At 70.0% G+C, this 20906-nt stretch carries 21 protein-coding genes; 14 read left to right on the top strand and 7 right to left on the bottom strand.

What is annotated here, in order from left to right:
* Positions 1 to 173 precede the first annotated feature (173 nt).
* On the top strand, positions 174 to 815 hold the full coding sequence (locus tag NUG20_RS18350; protein ID WP_263395850.1) for a DUF6766 family protein: 642 nt from the start codon (positions 174 to 176) through the stop codon (positions 813 to 815).
* 27 nt (positions 816 to 842) lie between these two features.
* Entirely contained in the window at positions 843 to 1379 is a 537-nt protein-coding gene (locus tag NUG20_RS18345; RefSeq protein ID WP_263395849.1) for a hypothetical protein, read from the top strand.
* Between the two features lie 51 nt (positions 1380 to 1430).
* Here NUG20_RS18345 and NUG20_RS18340 read toward each other — a convergent pair whose 3' ends face one another.
* The 3 genes from NUG20_RS18340 to NUG20_RS18330 all read right to left on the bottom strand — a co-directional run bounded on the left by NUG20_RS18340 (position 1431) and on the right by NUG20_RS18330 (position 3546).
* Complete coding sequence (locus tag NUG20_RS18340) at positions 1431 to 2339, bottom strand: manganese catalase family protein (protein ID WP_263395848.1); 909 nt, start codon at positions 2337 to 2339, stop codon at positions 1431 to 1433.
* 120 nt (positions 2340 to 2459) lie between these two features.
* A complete protein-coding gene (locus NUG20_RS18335; RefSeq protein ID WP_263395847.1) occupies positions 2460 to 2966 on the bottom strand; it encodes a YciE/YciF ferroxidase family protein in 507 nt (168 codons plus the stop codon).
* A 67-nt stretch (positions 2967 to 3033) separates the two neighbouring features.
* The gene (locus tag NUG20_RS18330; protein WP_263395846.1) at positions 3034 to 3546 is read right to left on the bottom strand and encodes a ferritin-like domain-containing protein; all 513 of its coding nucleotides are present in this window, start codon (positions 3544 to 3546) and stop codon (positions 3034 to 3036) included.
* Between the two features lie 253 nt (positions 3547 to 3799).
* On the opposite strand from NUG20_RS18330, the gene NUG20_RS18325 reads away from it, so the two are divergent.
* Complete coding sequence (locus NUG20_RS18325) at positions 3800 to 4555, top strand: histidine phosphatase family protein (RefSeq protein ID WP_263395845.1); 756 nt, start codon at positions 3800 to 3802, stop codon at positions 4553 to 4555.
* Positions 4552 to 5457, top strand: a complete 906-nt coding sequence (locus NUG20_RS18320) for an NAD(P)H-hydrate dehydratase (protein ID WP_263395844.1) — start codon at positions 4552 to 4554, stop codon at positions 5455 to 5457. The genes NUG20_RS18325 and NUG20_RS18320 overlap by 4 nt, the downstream gene beginning before the upstream one ends.
* 205 nt (positions 5458 to 5662) lie before the next feature.
* Here NUG20_RS18320 and NUG20_RS18315 read toward each other — a convergent pair whose 3' ends face one another.
* Together NUG20_RS18315 and fabR are read right to left on the bottom strand one after the other, a co-directional pair.
* The gene (locus NUG20_RS18315; protein ID WP_263395843.1) at positions 5663 to 6529 is read right to left on the bottom strand and encodes an SDR family oxidoreductase; all 867 of its coding nucleotides are present in this window, start codon (positions 6527 to 6529) and stop codon (positions 5663 to 5665) included.
* Positions 6530 to 6758: 229 nt separating this feature from the next.
* A complete protein-coding gene (fabR, locus tag NUG20_RS18310) occupies positions 6759 to 7406 on the bottom strand; it encodes an HTH-type transcriptional repressor FabR (RefSeq protein ID WP_263395842.1) in 648 nt (215 codons plus the stop codon).
* 92 nt (positions 7407 to 7498) lie between these two features.
* On the opposite strand from fabR, the gene NUG20_RS18305 reads away from it, so the two are divergent.
* The 3 genes from NUG20_RS18305 to NUG20_RS18295 all read left to right on the top strand — a co-directional run bounded on the left by NUG20_RS18305 (position 7499) and on the right by NUG20_RS18295 (position 10324).
* Complete coding sequence (locus NUG20_RS18305; protein ID WP_263395841.1) at positions 7499 to 8575, top strand: ferredoxin reductase; 1077 nt, start codon at positions 7499 to 7501, stop codon at positions 8573 to 8575.
* 11 nt (positions 8576 to 8586) lie between these two features.
* Positions 8587 to 9714 (top strand): fatty acid desaturase family protein, encoded by a 1128-nt coding sequence (locus NUG20_RS18300; RefSeq protein ID WP_263395840.1) that lies wholly within the window; start codon positions 8587 to 8589, stop codon positions 9712 to 9714.
* A 169-nt stretch (positions 9715 to 9883) separates the two neighbouring features.
* Positions 9884 to 10324 (top strand): low affinity iron permease family protein, encoded by a 441-nt coding sequence (locus NUG20_RS18295; protein ID WP_263398534.1) that lies wholly within the window; start codon positions 9884 to 9886, stop codon positions 10322 to 10324.
* A gap of 155 nt (positions 10325 to 10479) precedes the next feature.
* On the opposite strand, the gene NUG20_RS18290 is transcribed toward NUG20_RS18295, so the two are convergent.
* Positions 10480 to 10716 (bottom strand): hypothetical protein, encoded by a 237-nt coding sequence (locus NUG20_RS18290; RefSeq protein ID WP_263395839.1) that lies wholly within the window; start codon positions 10714 to 10716, stop codon positions 10480 to 10482.
* Between the two features lie 298 nt (positions 10717 to 11014).
* Here NUG20_RS18290 and NUG20_RS18285 point away from each other — a divergent pair, with 298 nt between their 5' ends.
* The 7 genes from NUG20_RS18285 (at position 11015) to NUG20_RS18255 (ending at position 19800) form a co-directional block, all read left to right on the top strand.
* Positions 11015 to 11374 carry a hypothetical protein gene (locus tag NUG20_RS18285; RefSeq protein ID WP_263395838.1) on the top strand — a complete coding sequence of 120 codons (360 nt, stop codon included), beginning with the start codon at positions 11015 to 11017 and terminating at the stop codon, positions 11372 to 11374.
* Positions 11375 to 11505: 131 nt separating this feature from the next.
* A complete protein-coding gene (poxB, locus tag NUG20_RS18280) occupies positions 11506 to 13215 on the top strand; it encodes a ubiquinone-dependent pyruvate dehydrogenase (RefSeq protein ID WP_263398533.1) in 1710 nt (569 codons plus the stop codon).
* An 85-nt stretch (positions 13216 to 13300) separates the two neighbouring features.
* On the top strand, positions 13301 to 14740 hold the full coding sequence (locus tag NUG20_RS18275; protein WP_263395837.1) for a sensor histidine kinase: 1440 nt from the start codon (positions 13301 to 13303) through the stop codon (positions 14738 to 14740).
* Positions 14725 to 16059 (top strand): sigma-54-dependent transcriptional regulator, encoded by a 1335-nt coding sequence (locus tag NUG20_RS18270; RefSeq protein ID WP_263395836.1) that lies wholly within the window; start codon positions 14725 to 14727, stop codon positions 16057 to 16059. The genes NUG20_RS18275 and NUG20_RS18270 overlap by 16 nt, the downstream gene beginning before the upstream one ends.
* A gap of 648 nt (positions 16060 to 16707) precedes the next feature.
* Complete coding sequence (locus NUG20_RS18265; RefSeq protein WP_263395835.1) at positions 16708 to 17505, top strand: hypothetical protein; 798 nt, start codon at positions 16708 to 16710, stop codon at positions 17503 to 17505.
* Positions 17506 to 17604: 99 nt separating this feature from the next.
* Entirely contained in the window at positions 17605 to 18234 is a 630-nt protein-coding gene (locus tag NUG20_RS18260; RefSeq protein WP_263395834.1) for a hypothetical protein, read from the top strand.
* A 297-nt stretch (positions 18235 to 18531) separates the two neighbouring features.
* Complete coding sequence (locus NUG20_RS18255) at positions 18532 to 19800, top strand: MFS transporter (RefSeq protein WP_263395833.1); 1269 nt, start codon at positions 18532 to 18534, stop codon at positions 19798 to 19800.
* A 33-nt stretch (positions 19801 to 19833) separates the two neighbouring features.
* Here the strand turns inward: NUG20_RS18255 and NUG20_RS18250 are convergent, their stop codons facing one another.
* Positions 19834 to 20820 (bottom strand): siroheme synthase domain-containing protein, encoded by a 987-nt coding sequence (locus NUG20_RS18250; RefSeq protein ID WP_263395832.1) that lies wholly within the window; start codon positions 20818 to 20820, stop codon positions 19834 to 19836.
* Positions 20821 to 20906 lie beyond the last annotated feature (86 nt).

Below are 20906 nucleotides of genomic sequence, written 5' to 3'. Positions count from 1 at the left end.
CAGGTGAAGACGGGCGTGCGCTGCTGCCTGCGCAGCAACGCATCGCGCCGCCGGACTGCGATGCGCGATGCTGCGCCAGCTTCTTCTTCATCCTGTCTTCCCGCGGCCGCGGGCATAGTCGCCGCCGACCCAGGCGACCGCCGCGGGTGCGGTGCAGGAGGAGACGTCCACGCATGTTCTTTAAACGCAATGGCTTGTCGCTGGTGTTGTTGGGCCTGACCCTGCTGTTCATCGGCGGCCAGGCGCTCAGCGGCCAGCACGCGTACAACGACGAACTGCGCCAGCAGGGCCTTGCGCCGCTGATGTTCTGGGAATACCTGCGCAGCGGCCATTTCGTCGGCGCGCTGTTCGAGAACTGGGAAAGCGAATTCCTGCAGATGGGCATGTACGTGCTGCTCACGGTGAAGCTGCGCCAGTGGGGCTCGGCGGAATCGCGGCCATTGCCGCCGGACGAGGAAGACGAAACCATCGCGCCCGGCACCACGCCATGGCCGGTACGCGCCGGCGGCATCTGGTTGAAGTTGTACGAGCACTCGCTGGCGCTGGCGTTCGGCCTGCTGTTCCTGACCAGCTTCGTGCTGCACGCGCTGGGCAGCTGGCGGCACGAACTGGCCGAGCGCGCGATGCAGCGGTTGCCGACGATTTCCTTCCTCGAGCATCTGGGCAGCGCGCAGTTCTGGTTCGAGTCGATGCAGAACTGGCAGAGCGAGTTCCTGGCGGTGTTCTCGCTGGTGGTGTTGACCATCTGGCTGCGGCAGAAGGATTCGCCGCAGTCCAAGCCAGTGCCTGCGCCGCACACGCAGACCGGGAGCTGACCGGGCCGCCATTCGGGAGGATGGTCCATGCAGACGAACGTGCCCTTCGCCTACATCGCGTACCTGCTGTGGCTGAGCGCCGGCCTGGGCGATTTCCTGCTGCACCGGCGCAGCGATCTGCCGCACACCTCCGGGTTGCGCGAGTCGCTGCTGCACCATCTGCAGTTGCTGTGCGTCGGCTTGGCTGTGCTCGCGTGGCTGAGTCTGCAGCCTGGCCTGGCGCAGCTGTCGGCGATAGCGTTGCTGGTGGTGGTGCACGCCTTGGTCGGCTACTGGGACACCCGCGTGGCCTACGGCGTGCGCGCCATCGGACCGCTGGAGCAGCACGTGCACAGCGTGCTGGACATGGCGCCGTGGATCGGACTGGCATGGGTCGCCACGCATGAGGGGAGCGCGGCCCTGCAGGCCGGCTGGGGACTGGCGTGGCGCGCTCCGACGTTGCCAGCGCCGCTGTGGATCGCGGTGCTGGTGCCGGCGTTGGCGATGACCGTGCTGCCGGCGCTGGCGGAAACGTTGTCGTGCCTGCGCGCGCGGGTGCGACGCAATGGCCCGCGCCGCGCCTGAGGCAAAGCAGCGTGCAGCGGCGAAACGCGTTCGCCGCTGCGGGCCCTGCGGTTACGGTTGCAGCGTGATGTTGCCCTTGGTGGAGCCGGCGCCGGGGCCTGCGCCGAGATCGGCGCCGGTGGTCGGATCGCTGTCCGGCTGCGACATCGTGCGCGCCGCCAGCGCCTGCAGCGCGCTCTCCTCGGCGGGACTGAGGCCGACGCTGGGCACGCCGCTGCCGCCGTCCACCGCGGCCTGGCGATTGCGGTCGGAGACCTTCTCCCACTGGCTGCCGCTGTTCCACGGACCGTTCAAGTCGCCTTCGCCCTGCGACATGTCGTAGAACTTGTCGGTGAACGCCGGATCGCCCGGCAGCTTGCCCGGCGGGAAGTTCGGCTCGATCGCGTACAGCGCCTTCTCGAACGACTTCTGGTGCGCCACTTCGCGGGTCATCAGGAACTTCAGCGCATCGACGATGCCTGGATCGTCGGTGACGTTGATCAGCCGCTCGTAGACGATCTTGGCGCGCGCCTCGGCGGCGATGTTGGAGCGCAGGTCGGCGGTCGGTTCGCCGATCGAATCGACATAGGCCGATGTCCACGGCACGCCGCTGGAATTCACCAGCGCCGGCCCGCCGCCATACAGGATCTGCTGGGTCTGGCTGGTGCTGTTGTTCATGGTGAGATTGCGCATCTCCTCCGCCTCGGCCATGCCTTCGGACAGCACCGCCTTGGGCCCCTGGTTGAGCATGGCGATGATCGAACCGATGATCTCCAGGTGGCTCAGTTCCTCGGTGGCGATGTCGTAGAGCAGGTCCTTGCGACCCGGGTCGACCTCACCGATGGCCTGGGTGAAATAGCGCATGGCGGCGGCCAGCTCGCCTTGCGGCCCGCCGAACTGCTCGAGCATCAGCGAGGCCAGCGCCGGATCCGGCTGCGCCACGCGGACCGTGTACATCAGCCGCTTGTTGTGCATGAACATGGGGAATCTCCTGGAGTGCGCCCAGGGCAAAGCCACAACGGACCAGTGCAGGCGTCGTGACGCATGGGGCGTCTGGGAAAGAAACCGCGGCGCCGGGTGCCGGCGCCGCGATCGGGCGGTTTAGGCCGCCTTGCGCTTCTGCGCGGCTGCTTCGTTGCCGCCCTGCTCGGCGAGCAGGGTCAGCTTCTCGTCGGTGGACTTCTCTTCTTCCAGCGTTTCCAGCAGCAGCTTCAGCGCATCGGTCTTGCCGAGTTGCTTGGCCATCGCCGCCAGCGTGCCGTAGGACGCGATCTCGTAGTGCTCGACCTTCTGCGCGCCGCCGATCAGCGCGGCGTCGCGCACCGGGCCGGCTTCGATCGACTCGATCACTTCCTTGCCTTCCTCCACCAGGCCTTCCATCGCCGCGCACTTGATGCGCTTCAGGCGCAGGTCAAGGATCTCCACGATCTTGTCGAGGCGCTCGATCTGGCCCTGGGTTTCCTCCAGGTGGGTCTCGAAGGCGGCGCGCAGATCGGGGTTGGTCGAGGCGCGGGCCAGTTTCGGCAGCGCCTTGGTCAGCTGCTTCTCGGCGCTGTAGATGTCGGAAAGCTCGTGCAGGAACAGTTCGTCGATGGTCTTGATGGCCATGTCGATGGATCTCCGTGGTTGGTAGGTGGGTGGAGCGGGAAGTGCGCGGACGCGTGTTCGGCAGATGCTAGTGCTTGGCCGTCTGGCCTTCGGTCCGTTCGCGTTTCAGGAAGGCCAGGATCGTGGCCTCCTGGTGTTCGATCAGCCACTCGGCCATGGCGATTTCCTGGTCGAGGATGGCGGCGCAGATCTCGGCGATCTGCGGTTGGTCTGCCTCCTTGGCGGCAATGACCAGCGCGCGATAGCTGGCGACCTCCATGTGTTCGAAGGCGTAGCTGATGCCCAGGCTCTTGGCCACCTCGTCGCTCATCATCGAGTTGCCGGCGGCGTGCACGGTGGCCATCACGCTGGCGACCGCGCCCTTGATGGCGGGGATGGAGCCGCCGAGTAGTTCGATGCAGCGCTTCACCTGTTCGGACTGGTCGCGGGTTTCGGTGATGTGCTGCTCGATGCGCGCCTTGAGTTCGGGATAGTGCTCCAGGCGGCCGGCGGTGGCGGTCAGCATCGTGTTCGCCTCCTGCTCCATCGCATAGGCGTCCTGCAGCCATTTCAGCAGGCGCTCGGTATTGCTTCGCGTCATGAATGTTTCTCCAAAGGAAGTGCGGGTTCCAACTTCGGCGCTACGCCATCGTGGCGTTGCGCACTCGCTGTCTTGTCCCCGTGGAGGCCAAGCTAGACCGCCTGGCGTTAGTGCGGATTCAATGAAGGGTGAACGCTTTGCGAGGAGCGCAGCGTTCTCCCACGCTGAATGCGCGCGTCATCGTCTGCGTGGCGACCGCGCGTTCACGGCCGCCACGCCAGGCTCGTGCGGCTCACCCTCACAGGAGACCCATGTGCCGAAACTCGATCACGCCGATTGGCCGCAGCGCCTGTGGCTGGTGCGGCATGGACAGAGCGCGGGCAACGTCGCCCGCGACCTTGCCGAGGCCTCCGGCCAGGAACTGATCGACATCGCCACTCGCGACGCCGACACGCCGTTGTCCGAACTGGGCCTGCAGCAATCGCAACAGCTCGGACATTGGTTCGCGGCGCTGCCGGCGGACCAGCGGCCCAGCGTCCTGCTGACCTCGCCGTTCCTGCGTGCGCAACAGACCTGCGCGGCGATCGGCGAGGCGCTGCGGTTGCCGCCGGCGGCTGCGGTGCTGGACGAGCGCTTGCGCGAGAAGGAATTCGGCATCCTCGACCGCTACACCCGCCACGGCATCGCCAGCCGCTTTCCGGAACTGGCCGAACAGCGCGCCTCGGTCGGCAAGTTCTATTTCCGGCCGCCCGGCGGCGAGAGCTGGTGCGACGTGATCCTGCGCCTGCGCAGCGTGGTCGAGGAACTGCGCCGCGACCATGCCGGCGAGCGCGTGCTGATCGTGGCCCACCAGGTCATCGTCAACTGCATGCGCTACCTGCTCGAACGTCTGGACGAAGCGGCGATCCTGGACATCGACCGCGGTAACGACGTGCCCAACTGCAGCGTCACCGAATACGCCATCGGAGACAGCGAGGGCGCACCGCGTTTCGGCCTGGTCCAGGCCAATGCGGTGCCGTTCGAGGTGCCGGTGACCACCGCGTCCGACCAGCCGGGCGGACCGCGATGACCCGCACGCGCGCGATCGCGGTGACGGCGGCACTGCTGCGGCGCTGGCCGTTGCCGAGCGCCGCCGGCGTCACCGGCAAGGAACAGCGCGGGCGCGTGCTGGTGATCGGCGGCAGCTGCGAGATTCCCGGCGCGGCGTTGTTGGCGGCGGAGGCGGCACTGCGCGCCGGTGCCGGCAAGCTGCAGGTCGCCACCGCGCGGCCGGTGGCCACGGCGATGGCGATCGCCTTGCCCGAGGCGCGGGTGGTGGGACTGCCGGTCGCCGCCGACGGCGAACTGCGCCTGGAGGGCGCGGCGCTGCGGCGCGACGTCGCCCGCACCGATGCGCTGCTGATCGGCCCCGGGATGCGCGGCAAGCCGGCGCTGCGTGCGCGCATCGCGCAACTGCTCGCGACCACCGGCTGCGGGGTGGTGCTGGACGCCGGCGCGCTGGTGGAGACGCGCGGCATGGCCGATCCAGGCCGCATCGTGCTGACCCCGCATCATGGCGAGATGGCCGCGCTGAGCGGCATCGCGATCGAACGCATCGCCGCCGATCCGACCGCGATCGCGCTGGACTACGCGCGGCACAGCGGCGCGATCGTGGTGCTGAAGTCGGCCACCACGGTCATCGCGGCGCCGGACGGGACGCACTGGGTGCACCGCGGCGGCAGCCCCTGCCTGGGCACCTCCGGCTCCGGCGACGTGCTCGCCGGCATCATCTGCGGCTTGCAGGCGCGCGGCGCCGACAGCACGCAGGCCGCGGTATGGGGCGTGCATCTGCATGCGCGTGCCGGCGCACTGCTGGCACGGCGGATCGGCACGCTGGGGCCGCTGGCGCGCGAGATCGCGGCGCAGGTGCCTGGCTTGCTCAGCCGGGACTCGGGACCCGGGACTCGGGACTCGAAGAACGGGAGTCGGTAGAGCCCCGGGGCTTGGCGGCGCCGAAACTTCGATGTCGGCTGTTGTTGAGCGCTGGCCCGGACTCGGGCCGAGGACTCGAAACTTGAAGGACAGAACTCGGTAGGGCTTCGCGAGCGGGGCGGCGCAGAAAATCCGACGCCGCCTGCCCATGTGCTGTTTGTTCAATACCCCCGCGTTCTAGCCACGAGTCCCCGAGTCCCGCGCTCTACAGCGTCGCCGCGCCGCCCGCGATGGTGATCAGGGCGCCGGAGGTGTAGCTGGACGTGTCGGAGGCGAGCAGCACGTAGGTCGACGCCAGTTCCACCGGCTGTCCGGGCCGGCCGAACGCGGTCTGCGAGCCGAATTCCTTCACTTCCTCGGCCGCCATGCCGGCCGGGATGAACGGCGTCCAGATCGGTCCCGGCAGCACTGCGTTGACCCGGATCTTCTTGTCGGCGAGCAGCCCGGCCAGGCCGATGGTCATGTTCGCCACCGCGCCCTTGGTGGTGGAGTAGGGGAGGATGTTGGGCGTGGGCTTCTTGGAGTTGACCGAGGCGGTGTTGATGATCGACCCGCCCTCGGGCATGTGCGGCACCGCCAGCCGCACCAGGTTGAAGGCTGCGTGCACATTGGTGGCGAAGGTCTTTTCCCATTCGTCCAAGGTGATCTCGTCGAAGCTCTGGAAATAGCGCTGGTAGGCGGCGTTGTTGACCAGCACGTCGAGCCCGCCGAAGGTGCCGGTCACGGTCTCGATCAGCGCTTGCGCCTGCGCGCGGTCGCTGATGTCGCAGGGCTGCAGCAGCACGCGCACGCCGGCGGTCTCGAGCAGTTGGCCGATCCGCTCGGCGTCGTGCTGCTCGCTGGGCAGATAGGCGATGGCGACGTCGGCGCCTTCACGCGCATAGGCGATCGCCACCGCGGCGCCGATGCCGCTGTCGCCACCGGTGATCAGCGTGCGCTTGCCCTGCAGCAGGCCATGGCCGACGTAGCTGTCCTCGCCGTGATCGGGCTTCGGGTCCATCTTGTCGGTCAGGCCGGGGAACGACTGCTGCTGCGGCTTGAACGGGGGAGAGGGATAGTTCGGGATCGGCATGGCGGTGTCCTGCTTCGGGGGAAGCGCCACCTTGCAAGCGTGCGGGTAAAGATCCGGCCAAGACCGCGTCGTCGCCGCGTATGCAACCGCGGTGCGGCTGTCGCGGGTGCTCGGCCAAGCGCGCATGCTCGAATACGCCCCGCGAGCGTTGGATTTCACGCGCAGAGGGACTATGAAACGCCGAACGTTGCCGCGATGCGGTCGCGGACCGCGGCGCAGCGCGACGGAGTCAGGCCGACGCGGCGATCGTGCGCGAGCCGAGGATGATCATGCGCAGCATCGCGCTGATCTGCCGCACCAGTTCCGGGTCCTTCTCCGGCGGCAGGTCCATCGCGGTGGCGCCCATCGCGAACACCAGCCGGGTGATCGCCTTGGACACCAGCGCCGGCTCGTGCAGCGGCGTGCCGTCGAGCGCGGCCAGGCGGATCAGGTCCACGCGCAGCTCTTCCTCGAAGTAGTTCAGTTCGCGATCGACCGCGCGCTTGAACGCGTCCGAGCCGACCGTGCCTTCGCGCAGCAGCACGTGCAGCAGCTTGTCGTCGGCGCGCAGCTGCTCCATGAAGGTTTCCACCGAGCTGAGGATGACGCTGCGGTTGCTGCCGGCCGCGCGCTGCCGCGCCTGGCCGATGATGGTGCGCAGCGAACTGCCGGCCAGGTCGATCAGCGCCACCGCCAGTTCGTCCATGTCGCGGAACTGGCGATAGAAGCTGTTCGGGGCGATGCCGGCTTCGCGGGTCACCTCGCGCAGGCTCAGCGTGGACACGCTGCGGTGCGGCCCGATCAGCTTCAATGCCGCCGCCAGCAGGTCTTCGCGCGAAATCGCGCTCTTGCGCGCGGGCAGCGCGTCCTCGGGCAGGGGCAGGGGCGTGGAAGTCATGGACGGGCTGGGCGAGACAAGAGAGGAATCATAGCGCCTTCCTGAATATACAACTGTATAGACATCTGTATCTGCGCCTGTATAGTGGGCCCATGAACGCTGCCCGCCGTCCTGCCTCCGCCCGCTCCGCCACCCGCGCCCTGCGCGCCTGGGTGCAGCCGGAGGTATTCGATTTCTGGTCCACGCGGATCCATCCGCTGTGGACCTGGCAGCGCCCGCGCGCGCGACTGCTGCAGCGCGAGCGCGCCAGCAGCGACGCGGTGACCCTGATCCTCAAGGCCAACCGCCACTGGCGCGGCCTGCGCGCCGGCCAGCACGTACAGCTGGGCGTGGAGATCGACGGGCGCCGCCTGACCCGCAGCTACAGCCCCACGCCGCTGCCGGGCGGGCGCCTGGCGATCACGGTCAAGGCGATCGATGGCGGCCGTGTCAGCCAGTACCTGGCCGACGGCGCGCGGATCGGCGAGGTGTTCGAACTGGGCCAGGCGTTCGGCGACATGGTGCTGCCCGCCGCGCCGCAGGGACGCTGGTTGCTGCTGGCCGCCGGCAGCGGCATCACCCCGATGCGCGCGCTGCTGCGCCAACTGGCCGACGCCGGCATGCCGGCCGACGTGGACCTGATCTACTGGGCGCGGCGCCGCGACCAGTTGTGTTTCGTCGACGAACTGCAGGCGCTGGCCGCCGCGCACCCGCGGTTCCGCCTGCAACTGGCGGTCACCGGCGAAGGCGCTGCGCCGGCGCCGCGCGTGGACACGCTGCCGCTGGCGCACCTGGCCGGGCTGGAGCAGGCGCAGGTGCTGGCCTGCGGTCCGGGCGGCTTCGTGCAGGCCGCACGTGCGCGCCTGGAGAGCAGCGTCGCGCGCTTCCAGGCCGAGGCGTTCAGTACGCCGCCGCTGGCCGATGCCGAACACGGTACGGTCGCAGTGACCCTGGCGCGCAGCGGCCGCGTGCTGCAGCTGCCGCGCGGGCAATCGCTGCTCACCGCGCTGGAAGCCGAAGGCCTGCGCCCGAAGCACGGCTGCCGCATGGGCATCTGCAACAGCTGCGCCTGCGGCAAGCAGTCCGGCGCGACCCGCGACCTGCTCACCGGCGCACACGCCACCGAACCGGGTTCGATGCTGAAGCTGTGCATCAACAGCGCCAGCAGCGACCTGATCCTGGACCTTTGAAGGACTTCCCCATGGCTGCTCCCCGCAACCGCGCACTGACCCCGGCCGACCTGCAAGCCTTCGGCGACGAACTCGATGCGCTGCGCGTGCGCACCGTGGCCACTCTGGGCGAAGCCGACGCGCGCTACATCCGCCGCATCGTCGCCGCGGTGCGCTACACCGGCCTGGCCGGGCGCGCGCTGCTGTTCCTGGGCGCGTTCGTGCACAGCGTGTTGTGGCCGGCGTGGATCGCCGGCGTGGCGCTGCTGACCCTGTCCAAGATCCTGGAGAACATGGAGCTGGGCCATAACGTGATGCACGGCCAGTACGACTGGATGGGCGATGCGCAGCTCAACGGCAACACCTACGAGTGGGACATCGTCGCCACCGGCGACAACTGGCGCAAGACGCACAACTTCAAACACCACACCTACACCAACGTGCGCGGCATGGACGACGACATCGGCTACGGCCTGCTGCGGATCTTCCCCGAGCAGCGCTGGCGCCCGTTCTACCTGGCGCAGCCGTTCATCGCGGTGGTGTTCGCGCTGCTGTTCGAATGGGGCGTGGCGATCCAGGACCTGCGCCTGGGCCGCTGGTTCGCCGGCAAGATGAAGCGCGGCGAGCTGCGCCGCACCTTCCTGCCGGTCGGGCGCAAGATGGGCCGGCAGATCCTGAAGGACTACGTGATCTTCCCGGCGCTGGCCGGCCCGTTTTTCCTGCCGGTGCTGCTGGGCAACCTGGCCGCCAACGTGCTGCGCAGCATCTGGACCTTCGTGATCATCTTCTGCGGCCATTTCACCGCCGACGCGGAAACATTCCCGAAAGAGTCGATCAAGGGCGAGTCGCGCGGCCACTGGTACCTGCGCCAGCTGCGCGGTTCCTCCAACCTGGCCGGCGGCAAGCTGCTGAACGTGCTGTCGGGCAACCTGAGCCACCAGATCGAGCACCACTTCTACCCGGACATCCCGGCCAATCGATACGCGGCGCTGGCGGTGGAAGTGAAGGCGATCTGCGCGCGCTACGGCCAGCACTACAACACTGGCTCGCTGCCGCGCCAGTTCGGCCAGGTGATGTGGCGGATCGTGCGCCACGCCTTCCCGAGCCGCCCGCGGCCGGTGCGCCAAGTGCGGCAGCAGGCCGCGCAACAGACCGGCTGAGCGCAACGCGCAGGACGTGCAACCAAAGGCGGGGACCCCCCGCCTTTTTCATGCGCCGCTGCAGGATTCAGGATCATTGACGCTTCATCCACGCGGCGCTGCGGATCATCCTGACTGCCCGCGCATCCTCGCCTGGTGCGTCGGTTCCTTCGACTGCGCGAGGTCCGCGATGAAACCAGCCAACCTGTTCAACGTCGTCGCCAAGAAGGCGTCGTATGCGGCCGGCACGCCGTGGACGTTCTGCATCGCGCTCGGCATCGTGGTGCTGTGGGGCGCCAGCGGCCCGGTGTTCGGCTTCAACGACACCTGGCAGTTGGTGATCAACACCGGCACCACCATCATCACCTTCCTGATGGTGTTCCTGATCCAGCACACCCAAAACGCCGATACCGCAGCGATGCAGATCAAGCTCGACGAGCTGATCCGGGTGAGCGCGAAGGCCAACGACGAACTGCTCGACCTGGAAGAGCTGGACGAGAAGCGGCTGGAAGAGATCCGCAAGCAGTACGAGGCGTTGGCGCAAAAGGCGGGAGAGGCGTTGCGCTCGCGTGGCTCGAATCGTCGCGACCCTGTCGATGCGAAAGGCCCGGACGATCCTGACGGCGACTGACTGCGTCGTGGCGAACGCAAGGCATCTTGCGTGCCACAACGGCAAAGCGGGCATGTGGGCTCCGATTCCGCCAATCGGATGCGCGCACATGCCCGGGATCCACGCGTTGAAGAGGCGCCGCTCGCTCGATGCACGAACGTGTGCTGGCTCCTGCCTTATGTCAGCGCTGGTCCGGTATACAGGCCGGCCGCGTTCTCTCCGCCACGCTGCTCGTCGGTGGCGGAGACCACGTCGCCGTGCGGCGGCGTGAACGTGCCGTCGTCCGGCACGGCACGGTATGCGCCGTCTTGCGAAAACGCCGCGGGTTTCTGCGCGGTGCTGCGACGACGGTACGCCCTGGCCGCTGCGACAACGGTTCCGGCGACCGCCAGTTTCCAAAGTAGGCCACTCATGTTCGGCTCCTGCGGGATGACGAATCCGGATCGTCTGCGACCGCCGGTTAGCACGGCGTGGAAGGCATGCGACCGCGCCGTGCATGGGTCTTCTGCGTGCGTAGGCGTCCACGGATCGGGATGCACGATAGGGCATGCAAAGGTGCTGCCCCCACCGTGTCGGCGATGACGTCATGGCGCGTAACCCGCGCTCGCGCCGTCTTCATCGCGCCTTGCGCCGTCGCTAACGCATGCATGCCTAGGCTTGGTCGCACGCCGCCTCCCGCGGCACGGCATCCGATTCATCGAGGAGACCTTCATGAGCGACCATGATTCCCGCCCGCTGGGCGATCACGATATCCGCCAGGCCGGCTACCGCGGCGGTACCGCCGACGTTGCAGAGGACAGCGGCGTGCCGCGCGGACGCGGACGCGACGTGCCGTCGCGCACCGCGCCGCGGCAGGACGCGCAGGGCCTCCCGGACACCGACGCCGACGATCCGGGCGCCGACCGCAGCGGCCGCACCCAACCGAACTTCGGCCAGGGCGGCACCTATGCAGCCACCGGCGAGCACGCCGGCGGCGCGCACGGCAAGCCCGCGACTGGCGGCTACCACGAGGACGCCAGCGGCGACGGTGGCGGCCGCGACGAACGCGCCGAGGATCGCGACAAGGACTGAGCGCCGCCGCCGCGGCCGGTCCTTAGCCGGCCCACGTGCGCCGGCCGGGCGTTTCGGGAGCACGCGCGTGTAACGGATCGCGTGCCAGCATCTCCGCTTCTTTCGTGGAGATGATCATGTCCAAGCCGACCATGGCCCGCCTGCTCGCCGAAACCCTGCACAGCGCCGGGGTCGAGCGCATCTGGGGGGTCACCGGCGACAGCCTCAACGGGCTCACCGACGCCTTGCGGCAGATGGACAGCATCGAGTGGATGCACGTGCGCCACGAGGAGGTAGCCGCGTTCGCCGCTGGCGCAGAGGCGGCGCTGAGCGGCAAGCTCGCGGTCTGCGCCGGCAGCTGCGGCCCAGGCAACCTGCACCTGATCAATGGCCTGTTCGACTGCCACCGCAGCCACCAGCCGGTGCTGGCGATCGCCGCGCACATTCCGTCCTCGGAGATCGGCCTGGGCTATTTCCAGGAAACCCATCCGCAGGAACTGTTCCGCGAATGCAGCCACTACGTCGAGCTGGTCACCAATCCGGCGCAGATGCCGGAGGTGCTGCACCGGGCGATGCGCACCGCGATCCTGAAGCAGGGGGTGGCGGTGGTGGTGATTCCCGGCGACGTGGCGCTGCAGGAAGTGCCCAAGGACACGCCGACCGCCTGGCCGGCGCTGGCGCCGCCGCGGATCCTGCCGGCCGACGCCGACGTGGAGCGCCTGGCCGAGCTGCTGCAGGCGAGCGAGGCGACCACGCTGCTGTGCGGCAGCGGCTGCGCCGGCGCGCACGATGAACTGGTGGCGCTGGCCGACCTGCTCGGCGCGCCGATCGTGCATGCGTTGCGCGGCAAGGAACACGTGGAATGGGACAACCCGTTCGACGTCGGCATGACCGGGCTGATCGGTTTCAGCTCCGGCTACCAGGCCATGCTCAACTGCGACACGCTGCTGATGCTCGGCACCGATTTCCCGTACCGCCAGTTCTATCCGAAGGACGCGGCCATCGTGCAGGTCGACCGCGACCCGTCCGCGCTGGGCCGGCGCACGCCGCTGCAACTGGGCATCGCCGCCGACGTGCGCGAGACCATCGCCGCGTTGCTGCCGAAACTGCAGCGGCGCGAACAGCGCGGCTTCCTGGACAAGTCGCTGGCGCATTACCGCAAGGCGCGCGCAGGCCTCGACGACCTGGCCGTGGCCGCCGCGCCCGGCGAGCCGCTGCACCCGCAGTTCGTGACCCGGATGATCGATGCGCTGGCCGACGAGGATGCGATCTTCAGCTGCGACGTCGGCACGCCGACGGTGTGGGCGGCGCGCTACCTGACCATGAACGGCAAGCGCCGCCTGCTCGGCTCGTTCAACCACGGCTCGATGGCCAACGCGATGCCGCAGGCGCTGGGCGCGCAGGCGCAGTTCCCGCGGCGGCAGGTGATCTCGCTGTCCGGCGACGGCGGCTTCACCATGCTGATGGGCGACTTCATCACCCTGGCGCAGCTGGGCCTGCCGGTGAAGGTGGTGGTCTACAACAACGGCTCGCTCGGCTTCGTCGCGATGGAGATGAAGTCGGCCGGCTACCTGGACACCGGTACCGACCTGAGCAACCCGGACTTCGCGGCGATGAGCAACGCGATGGGCATCCTCGGCCTGCGCGTGGACGAATCGGCGCAGCTGGAGCCGGCGCTGCGCCAGGCCTTCGCGCATCCCGGGCCGGTGCTGGTCGACGTGCGCGTGGCCACCCAGGAGCTGGTGATCCCGCCGGCGATCAAGCTCGAGCAGGCCAAGGGCATGGGCCTGTACCTGCTGCGCGCGGTGATGAGCGGGCGCGGCGACGAGGTCGTCGAACTGGTCAAGACCAACCTGCGCTGAGCGGCGGACGGCGGCAGCGCGCCCGCACAGCGCGGCGGCGTGGGGCGGGCTGCTATCTTTCCGACTTTCGCGCCCCCGGTGGACCATGCCCCGTTCGCTGCTGCGGCAACTGCTGCTGATCTGGATCGTCATCCTCGCCGCGTGCGTGGGCATGGCGGTGGTGCTGTTCGGCCTGTACCGGCACAGCGAGGGCGTGCGCGTGGGCGAGGCGCAGGCGCGGCTGCAGGGCGACTGCACGCGCATCGTGCAGCGCTACAACGGCGCCAGCGCGGCGGCGCGCGGCAGCGATGGCGCCGGCCTGGCCGCGGTGGTGCTGCAACTGGTGCTGGCCGACGCCGCGGGCGTGGAAGGCGGGGTCTGGGAGCGGCAGCGCGGCTTCCTCGCCTACGCCTATCCCACCTACGACGGCAGCGAACACAAGACCGACGTACCGACCGCCGAACAGAACGTCATCGTCGCCACCGCGCAACGCAGCGTGGCCGACCGCCAACCGGCGCACTACCGCCGCGACGGCCAGCGCGAGACGCTGCTGATCGCGGCCTGTCCGCTGGATCGCGACAGCGCGGCGTGGACCATGACCCGGGTCGCCGCGACCGGCGAGGCCTCGGCCGGACGTCCGCTGGCGGTGGGCATGGCGCTGATCCTGGCGCTGGCGGTGGTGTCGGCGGTGGCCCTGGGCTGGGTGGTACGGCGCTGGAGCCAGCGCCTGCAACGCATCCAGCAGGCGCTGGCGACGCCGGCGGAGGTGCCGTCGATACCGGCCACCGGCGCGCCGGAGCTGGACCGCCTGGGCGCGGCGGTTACCGATTACGCGCAACGCAGCGCGCAGGCCCTGGCCGAGGCGCGCCGGCTCGGCGAGGAACTGTCGCGGCACGAGCGGCTGGCCGCGCTCGGACGCATGACCGCGACCGTCGCCCACGAGATCCGCAACCCGATCGCGACCTTGCGCCTCGCGCTCGAAAACCAGATCGCCGCGGGCGAGGGCGGCTTCGACGAGGCGCAGGCGCAGCTGATGCTGGCGCAGATCCAGCGCCTGGACGGGGTGGTGGAAAGCCTGCTCGGCATGGTCCAGCCGATCCGCCTGCAACGCCAGACCGTGGCCTTGCAGGCCTGGCTGCAGGACCTGCTCGATCCGGCCGAATGGGCGCCGCTGGCGGCGCCGATCGCGTTGCAACTGGCGGCGGCGCCGGCGCAGTGGACGCTGGATCCGCAGCAGGCCGCGCGCGCCTTGCACAACCTGCTGCGCAACGCGCTGCAGCACGCCACGCCCGGCACCGCGGTGACGCTGATGGTCGAGGCCGATGCCGACCTGCTGCGGCTGACGGTGGCCAATCGCGGCGAACCGGTGCCCGCGCCGGTCGCCGCGCACCTGTTCGAACCCTTCGCCAGCGGCCGCAGCGACGGCAACGGCCTGGGCCTGGCGCTGGTGCGCGAGATCGCCCGCGCGCACGGCGGCCAGGCGCACTACGCGCACCACGACGGCATCACCTCCTTCATCCTGGAACTGCCATGGCGCGCATCCTGATCGTCGACGACGACACCGCCTTCCTGAGTACGCTGCAGGCCACGCTGCGCTCGTTCGGCCACGAGGTGATCGCCGCTGCCGATGGCGAAGCGGGGCTGGCGCGATTGCGCGAAGGCGGCATCGACCTGGCCTTCGTCGATTTCCGCATGCCCGGCATGGACGGCATCGCGCTGATGCGCGCGCGCCAGGCGCACGCGCAGGCCGCCGCGGTGCCGCTGGTGATGCTCACCGCCTACGCGTCCAGCAGCAACACCATCGAGGCGATGAAACTCGGCGCGTTCGATCACCTGGTCAAGCCGGTAGGGCGCGCCGACATCGTCGCGGTGGTGGAGCGCGCGCTGCAGGCGCACGCAGGCAGCGCGGCGCCGCCGCAGGCGCCGGCCGAGGACGCCGGCGCGCTGCTCGGGCACAGTGCGGCGATGCGCACCGTGCACAAGCGCATCGGCCTCGCCGCGGCCTCCGACCTGCCGGTGCTGATCAGCGGCGAGACCGGCACCGGCAAGGAACTGGTGGCGCGCGCGCTGCATCACGCCAGCGCGCGGACGGGCTCCTTCGTCGCGGTCAACTGTGCGGCGATCCCGATCGAGCTGATGGAGAGCGAGCTGTTCGGCTACCGCAAGGGCGCCTTCTCCGGCGCCGTCGCCGATCGTCCCGGGCTGATCCGCGAGGCCGACGGCGGCACCCTGTTCCTGGACGAGATCGGCGACATGCCGCTGCCGATGCAGGCCAAGCTGCTGCGTTTCCTGCAGGAAGGCGAGGTATCGCCATTGGGCGGGCGCGGCGCGCAGAAGGTGGACGTGCGCGTGGTCGCCGCGACCCATCGCGAACTGGCGCAGCTGGTCGCCGACGGCCGCTTCCGCAGCGACCTGCGCTACCGGCTCAACGTGGTGCCGATCGAACTGCCGCCGCTGCGCGAGCGCGGCGACGACATCGTGCTGCTGGCACAGCATTTCCTCGAGGACGGCGCCAGCGCGGCGCGCACGCTGTCGGCTGCGGCGCAGGCGCGGCTGCGCGCGTATCCATGGCCGGGCAACGTGCGCGAGCTGCGCAACGCGATGCAGCGCTGCCAGGTGCTGGTGCGCACGCCGACGATCGAGGCGCACGACCTGGACGAGGTGTTGGCAGGCGATGGCGCCGGCGATGCGGTCGCCGCGGATGCGCCGGCGCTGACCCTGCCCGACGCGGTGGCGCAACTGGAGAAGCGGATGATCCAGGCAGCGCTGGCGCAGGCGCAGGGCAATCGCGCCGAAGCCGCGCGCCGGCTCGGCATCCACCGCCAACTGCTGTACCGCAAGCTCGACGACTACGGGCTGGGCTAGCCACGCTGTCGCTGTCGCTGTCGCTGCCGCGAGAGCGCAGCGCACTCGCGTCGCGATGAAGCGGACGCGCCTCCGTCTCCTGGCAACGACGCCGCACACTTACGCCCAGGTATGCCCAAGCCCAACGCGGCCAGACGCCCTACCCAAGCCACAGCAGCCACGCCCATGTAGGAGCGGCTTCAGCCGCGACAGACACCCTCCGCAAGCCTGCCAAGCCAAGCGCCCAGTCACCAGGCGCACTCTTCCTCCAGCACGCCGATCCTGACAATGACGTCGCACCGGTCATGCCCAGGTACGCGCAAGCCCAATGCGGCCAAACGCCCGGCCCAAGCCACAGCAGCCACGCCCATGTAGGAGCGGCTTCAGCCGCGACAGACACCCTCCGCAAGCCTGTCAAGCCAAGCGCCCAGTCACCAGGCGCACTCCCACCAGCACGCGGACCAGCAAACGAACGAACACCAACGCGCAAACGTCCCATTCCAGGCACCACGCCTGTCCGTAAAGCGGACGCCAGTGGATGAAGCGCAGACACCCAGCGTTCCCGTCCGCAAGCGCGATTCCTTGCATATCAACTGCTTGGAACTTGGCACGGATGCTGCGTTCCTAGCTCCACAGGCGGCCAACCCTTTGCCGCCCTGGAGACTTCCGATGATCCGTCGCAGCGCACTCGCTTTCTCGCTGGCCATTGCCGCCGCCACTGCCGTCGCGCAGGTGCCGGCATCCCCCGCGGTCGCCGCCGCTGCGCCGCCGCCGGTCCCGCCTGCGGCGCCCGCACCGCCACCGCCGCCTGCCGCGTCGGTCGCGGCCGCACCGGTGCGCGTCGAGGGCACGGTCGAGCGCTTCATGCTCAATCCCAACGGCGATGTCGACGGGCTGTGGCTGCGCGACGGCACCCAGGTCGGCTTTCCGCCGCACCTGTCGGCCGAGTTGCAGGCCGCGGTACGCCGTGGCGATGCGGTGACCGTGCAGGGCTATCGCCTGGGCACGCTGCCGTTGCTGCAGGCCAGTGCGATCGGCACGCGGCGCAGCGGCCAGCAGGTGGTGGACCGCCCGCCGAATCCACTGGCCGGCCCGCCGGCGCCGCCGACCCCGCCTGCGTTGAATCCGATGCAGGCCGAAGGTCGCATCGAGCGCCTGGTCTACGGCCCGCGCGGCGAGACCGCCGGCGTGTTGCTCAGCGACGGCACCGTGGTGCGGATGCCACCGCACGTGGCCATGCAGAACGATGCGCTGCTGCGCGTTGGTGCGCCGCTGAGCGTCAGCGGCTTCGGCGTGGCCACCGCGGCGGGGCGCTCGCTGGAAGCGACCCAGCTCGGCCGCGATCGCGCCACGCAGCGCACCCTGTTCGCGCCGCCCGCACCGCCGGTGCCGCCGGCCGCGCCACCGCCGCCGGCCGGTCCCGCCGCGCCGGCAGTGCCGCCGGTGCCACTGCCGGCGCCGCGCTGATCGCCTGCGCTTGGTCGTGCGATGGCGGCGCCCTGCCTCGCGGCGGGCGCCGCCACCGGCGTGACGCCGGTCCCCACCTTCCTTCATTGGAGTAACGCCATGCATTGGGTCGATCCCGATTTCCTGCCGGAAACCCGCGGCACGCTCGCCCGCTTCCTGCTCAATCCCAAGGCCGAGGTCGATGGCCTGCTGCTCGACGACGGCACCGAGGTGCACACCGCGCCGCACCTGTCGGCGCAACTGCTGAAGACGCTCAAGCCCGGCGCCGCGCTCGGCGTGCGCGGGCTCAAACCCTACGGCGCGGACATGCTGGTCGCGCTGGCGATCGATCCCGACGGCGGCAAGCGCATCGCCGACCGCGGGCCGCATGCCGAGCACACGCCGGCCAGGAAACCGGAAAAGCACGAGAAGCCGGCGAAGACCCGGCACAGCGGCGTCGTCGCGCGCCTGCTGCACGGCCCGCACGGACAGGTGCACGGCGCGCTGCTCGACGACGACTGCATCGTGCGGTTCCCCCCGCACGCCGCCGACGCGCTGGCGAACTGGCTGGCCGTGGGCCAGCCGCTGGCGGTGGAAGGCCACGCACTGGTGTTGCCGCATGGCACGGTGATCCACGCGCAGGCGGTCGGCGCCACGCCGGCGGCATTGCAGCCGATCGCGCCCAAGCCGCATCCGCCCAAGCCGCACGATGCCGACAAGCCCAAGCCAAAACCCAAATCCAAGCACTGAACCGCGCAGCGCAGCGGCGGTCGCGGCGACGCGACCGCCTGCATCGCGCAACGTTCTCGAATTCGTCGCGGCCGTCGCAGGCGCGTCAGAGCGCCATCGTGTGTTTCTCCAGCCCGAACCCTGGCGCTGAGCCGGATAGCGCAAGCGCGGCCGCAGCAACGCGTTCGCCTGCGTCGCGCAAGTTTTCGAGTCCTCCTTGGCCCTCGCGGCGGCACTTCCAGGACATCGCATGCCACGTTTCCACTGCGCACATCGCTCGGCTTTGCCGCTCCTTTCCGCTCGCAGCGCGGTGCGGCGATGAGCGCGCTGCCGGCCGCAGTGTCCGGCGTCCGCCCGCGCGGCACGCGTGCGCTGGAGGCGCTGAACTTCACCCTGGCCGACGTGCAGGACGGGCTCGGCCCGTTCCTGAGCGTGTTCCTGCAATCCAAGGGCTGGTCGGTGGCGGCGATCGGCTCGGTGATGAGCGTGGGCGGCATCGCCGGCATGCTCGCGACCACGCCCGGCGGCGCGCTGGTCGATGCGACCCGGCGCAAGCGCAGCATCGTGGTGGTCGGTTGCACGCTGATCCTGCTGGCCTCGGCGCTGCTGTGGTGGGCGCCGAGCTTCGCCGGTGTGGTGGCCGCGCAGGTGATGACCGCGCTCGCCGCCGCGGCGCTGGGTCCGGCGCTGTCGGGCATCACCCTGGGGCTGGTGCGACAGGCCGGGTTCGATCACCAGATCGCGCGCAACCAGGTCGGCAGCCATGCCGGCAACGTGGTTGCGGCAGCGCTGGCCGGCCTGCTCGGCTGGAAATTCGGCTTCGGCGCGGTGTTCGCGCTGACCGGTTGCTTCGGCGTGCTGGCGATCGCCTCGGTGCTGCTGATCCCGCGCGATGCGATCGACCATCGTGCCGCGCGCGGCCTGGCCGATGCCGGCGTGCACGGCGCGGACCACGCCAGCGGCTGGTCGGTGCTGCTGACCTGCAAGCCGCTGCTGGTGCTGGCGACGGCGCTGGCGCTGTTCCACCTGGGCAATGCGGCGATGCTGCCGCTGTACGGCATGGCCGTGGTCGCCGCACACCAGGGCGATCCCAGTGCGCTGACGGCCACCACGATCATCGTCGCGCAATCGACGATGGTGGTGGCCTCGCTGCCGGCGATGCGCCTGATCCGCGTGCGCGGGCACTGGTGGGTGATGCTGCTGACCTTCCTGGCGCTGCCGCTGCGCGGCCTGATCGCGGCCAGCCTGATCCACAGCTGGGGCGTGTTCCCGGTGCAGATCCTCGACGGGATCGGCGCCGGCCTGCAGAGCGTGGTGGTGCCGGCGCTGGTGGCGCGGCTGCTGCAGGGCACCGGCCGGGTCAACGTCGGCCAGGGCGCGGTGATGACCGTGCAAGGCATCGGCGCGGCGCTGAGCCCGGCGCTGGGCGGCTGGATCGCGCAGGACTTCGGCTACCGTACCGCGTTCCTGCTGCTCGGCGGCGTCTCGCTGCTGTCGCTGGCGCTGTGGGTGGGCTTCCGCAAGCAGTTGCTGCCGGTGGCCGGGATGCCGGCGGCGGACGTTGCGGCAGCGCCAGCGCCGGCATGAACCGCCGCCGCGATCGCACCGCGCTGCACTGAATCAGTCCGCCGTCACGCCCGCCACCACGTCGCAGGCGATCCCGGCCGCGGCCAGTCGCGTGGCCAACTGCGCGTGCGGCGCCTGCCGGAACGCATCGCCCGGTTTCAGGCTGACCACGCGCTGCCCGGCCTGCACCTGCTCGACCAGCAACGCCAGGTGCGCGTCTGCGTCGGCCGGCAGCGGCTGCCGCGTCGCATCGCGTCGCGCCAGGCTCAGCACCGCGGCGCCCACCGCGGGATCGCACAGCAACAGGTCGGCCTGGTTCAACGCGCGCAGCGCCTTCAGCGTCAACGCACCGGGATCGCCGTTGCCGGTGCCGACCAGCCACACGCTGCCGCGGCGCGGCACGTCCTCCCCGCTGCGTTGCAAGGCATCGTGGAATGCCTGCTCGGCAGCCTGCGTCTGCCCGCTCTGCAGCAGCACCTGCACCGGGCCTTCCAGCACCTGTTCGAACCAGCGCCGGCGCTGCGCCAGCTGCGGCAGGCGCGCGCGGATCGTCTCGCGGTGGCGCGCGAACAACTGCGCCAGCTGCGCGTAGGAATGGTCCAGTTCGGTTTCCCAGCGCTCGCGCAGACGCCGCGCCAGCATCGGCGCCGCGCCGCTGGAGGAAATCGCCACCAGCAACGGATCGCGGTCGATGATCGCCGGCACCTGGAACGTGGACAGCTCGGCGTCGTCGACCACGTTGACCAGCTTGCGGCGCTGCCCGGCCTGCGCGGCGAGCTCGCGATTGAAGGCGTTGTCGTCGGTGGCCGCGACCACCAGCCAGGCGTCGTCCAGCCACTGCGCATCGAACGCGCCATCGACTCGCTGCAGCCGGCCCTGCGCCAGCCACTGCGCCACCGTGGCGTTGAGCGCGTGCGCGTACACCAGCACCTGCGCGCCGGCGTGCAGCAGCGCTTCGATCTTGCGCATCGCCACCTCGCCGCCGCCGACCACCAGCACGCGGCGCCCGGCCAGATCGGCGAACAAGGGATACAGCGGCATGCGGACTCCTGCGGGGTGGGGGACGGCTCGCTGCGGACGCGTGTTGCATGGCACCATGCGGCTCAGCCAACTTCCGTTAGCCAGGC

Source organism: Xanthomonas sp. CFBP 8443 (genome assembly GCF_025666195.1).
In the GTDB taxonomy this organism is placed as follows: domain Bacteria; phylum Pseudomonadota; class Gammaproteobacteria; order Xanthomonadales; family Xanthomonadaceae; genus Xanthomonas_A.
This window is presented reverse-complemented; position numbering and strand designations above follow the sequence as displayed.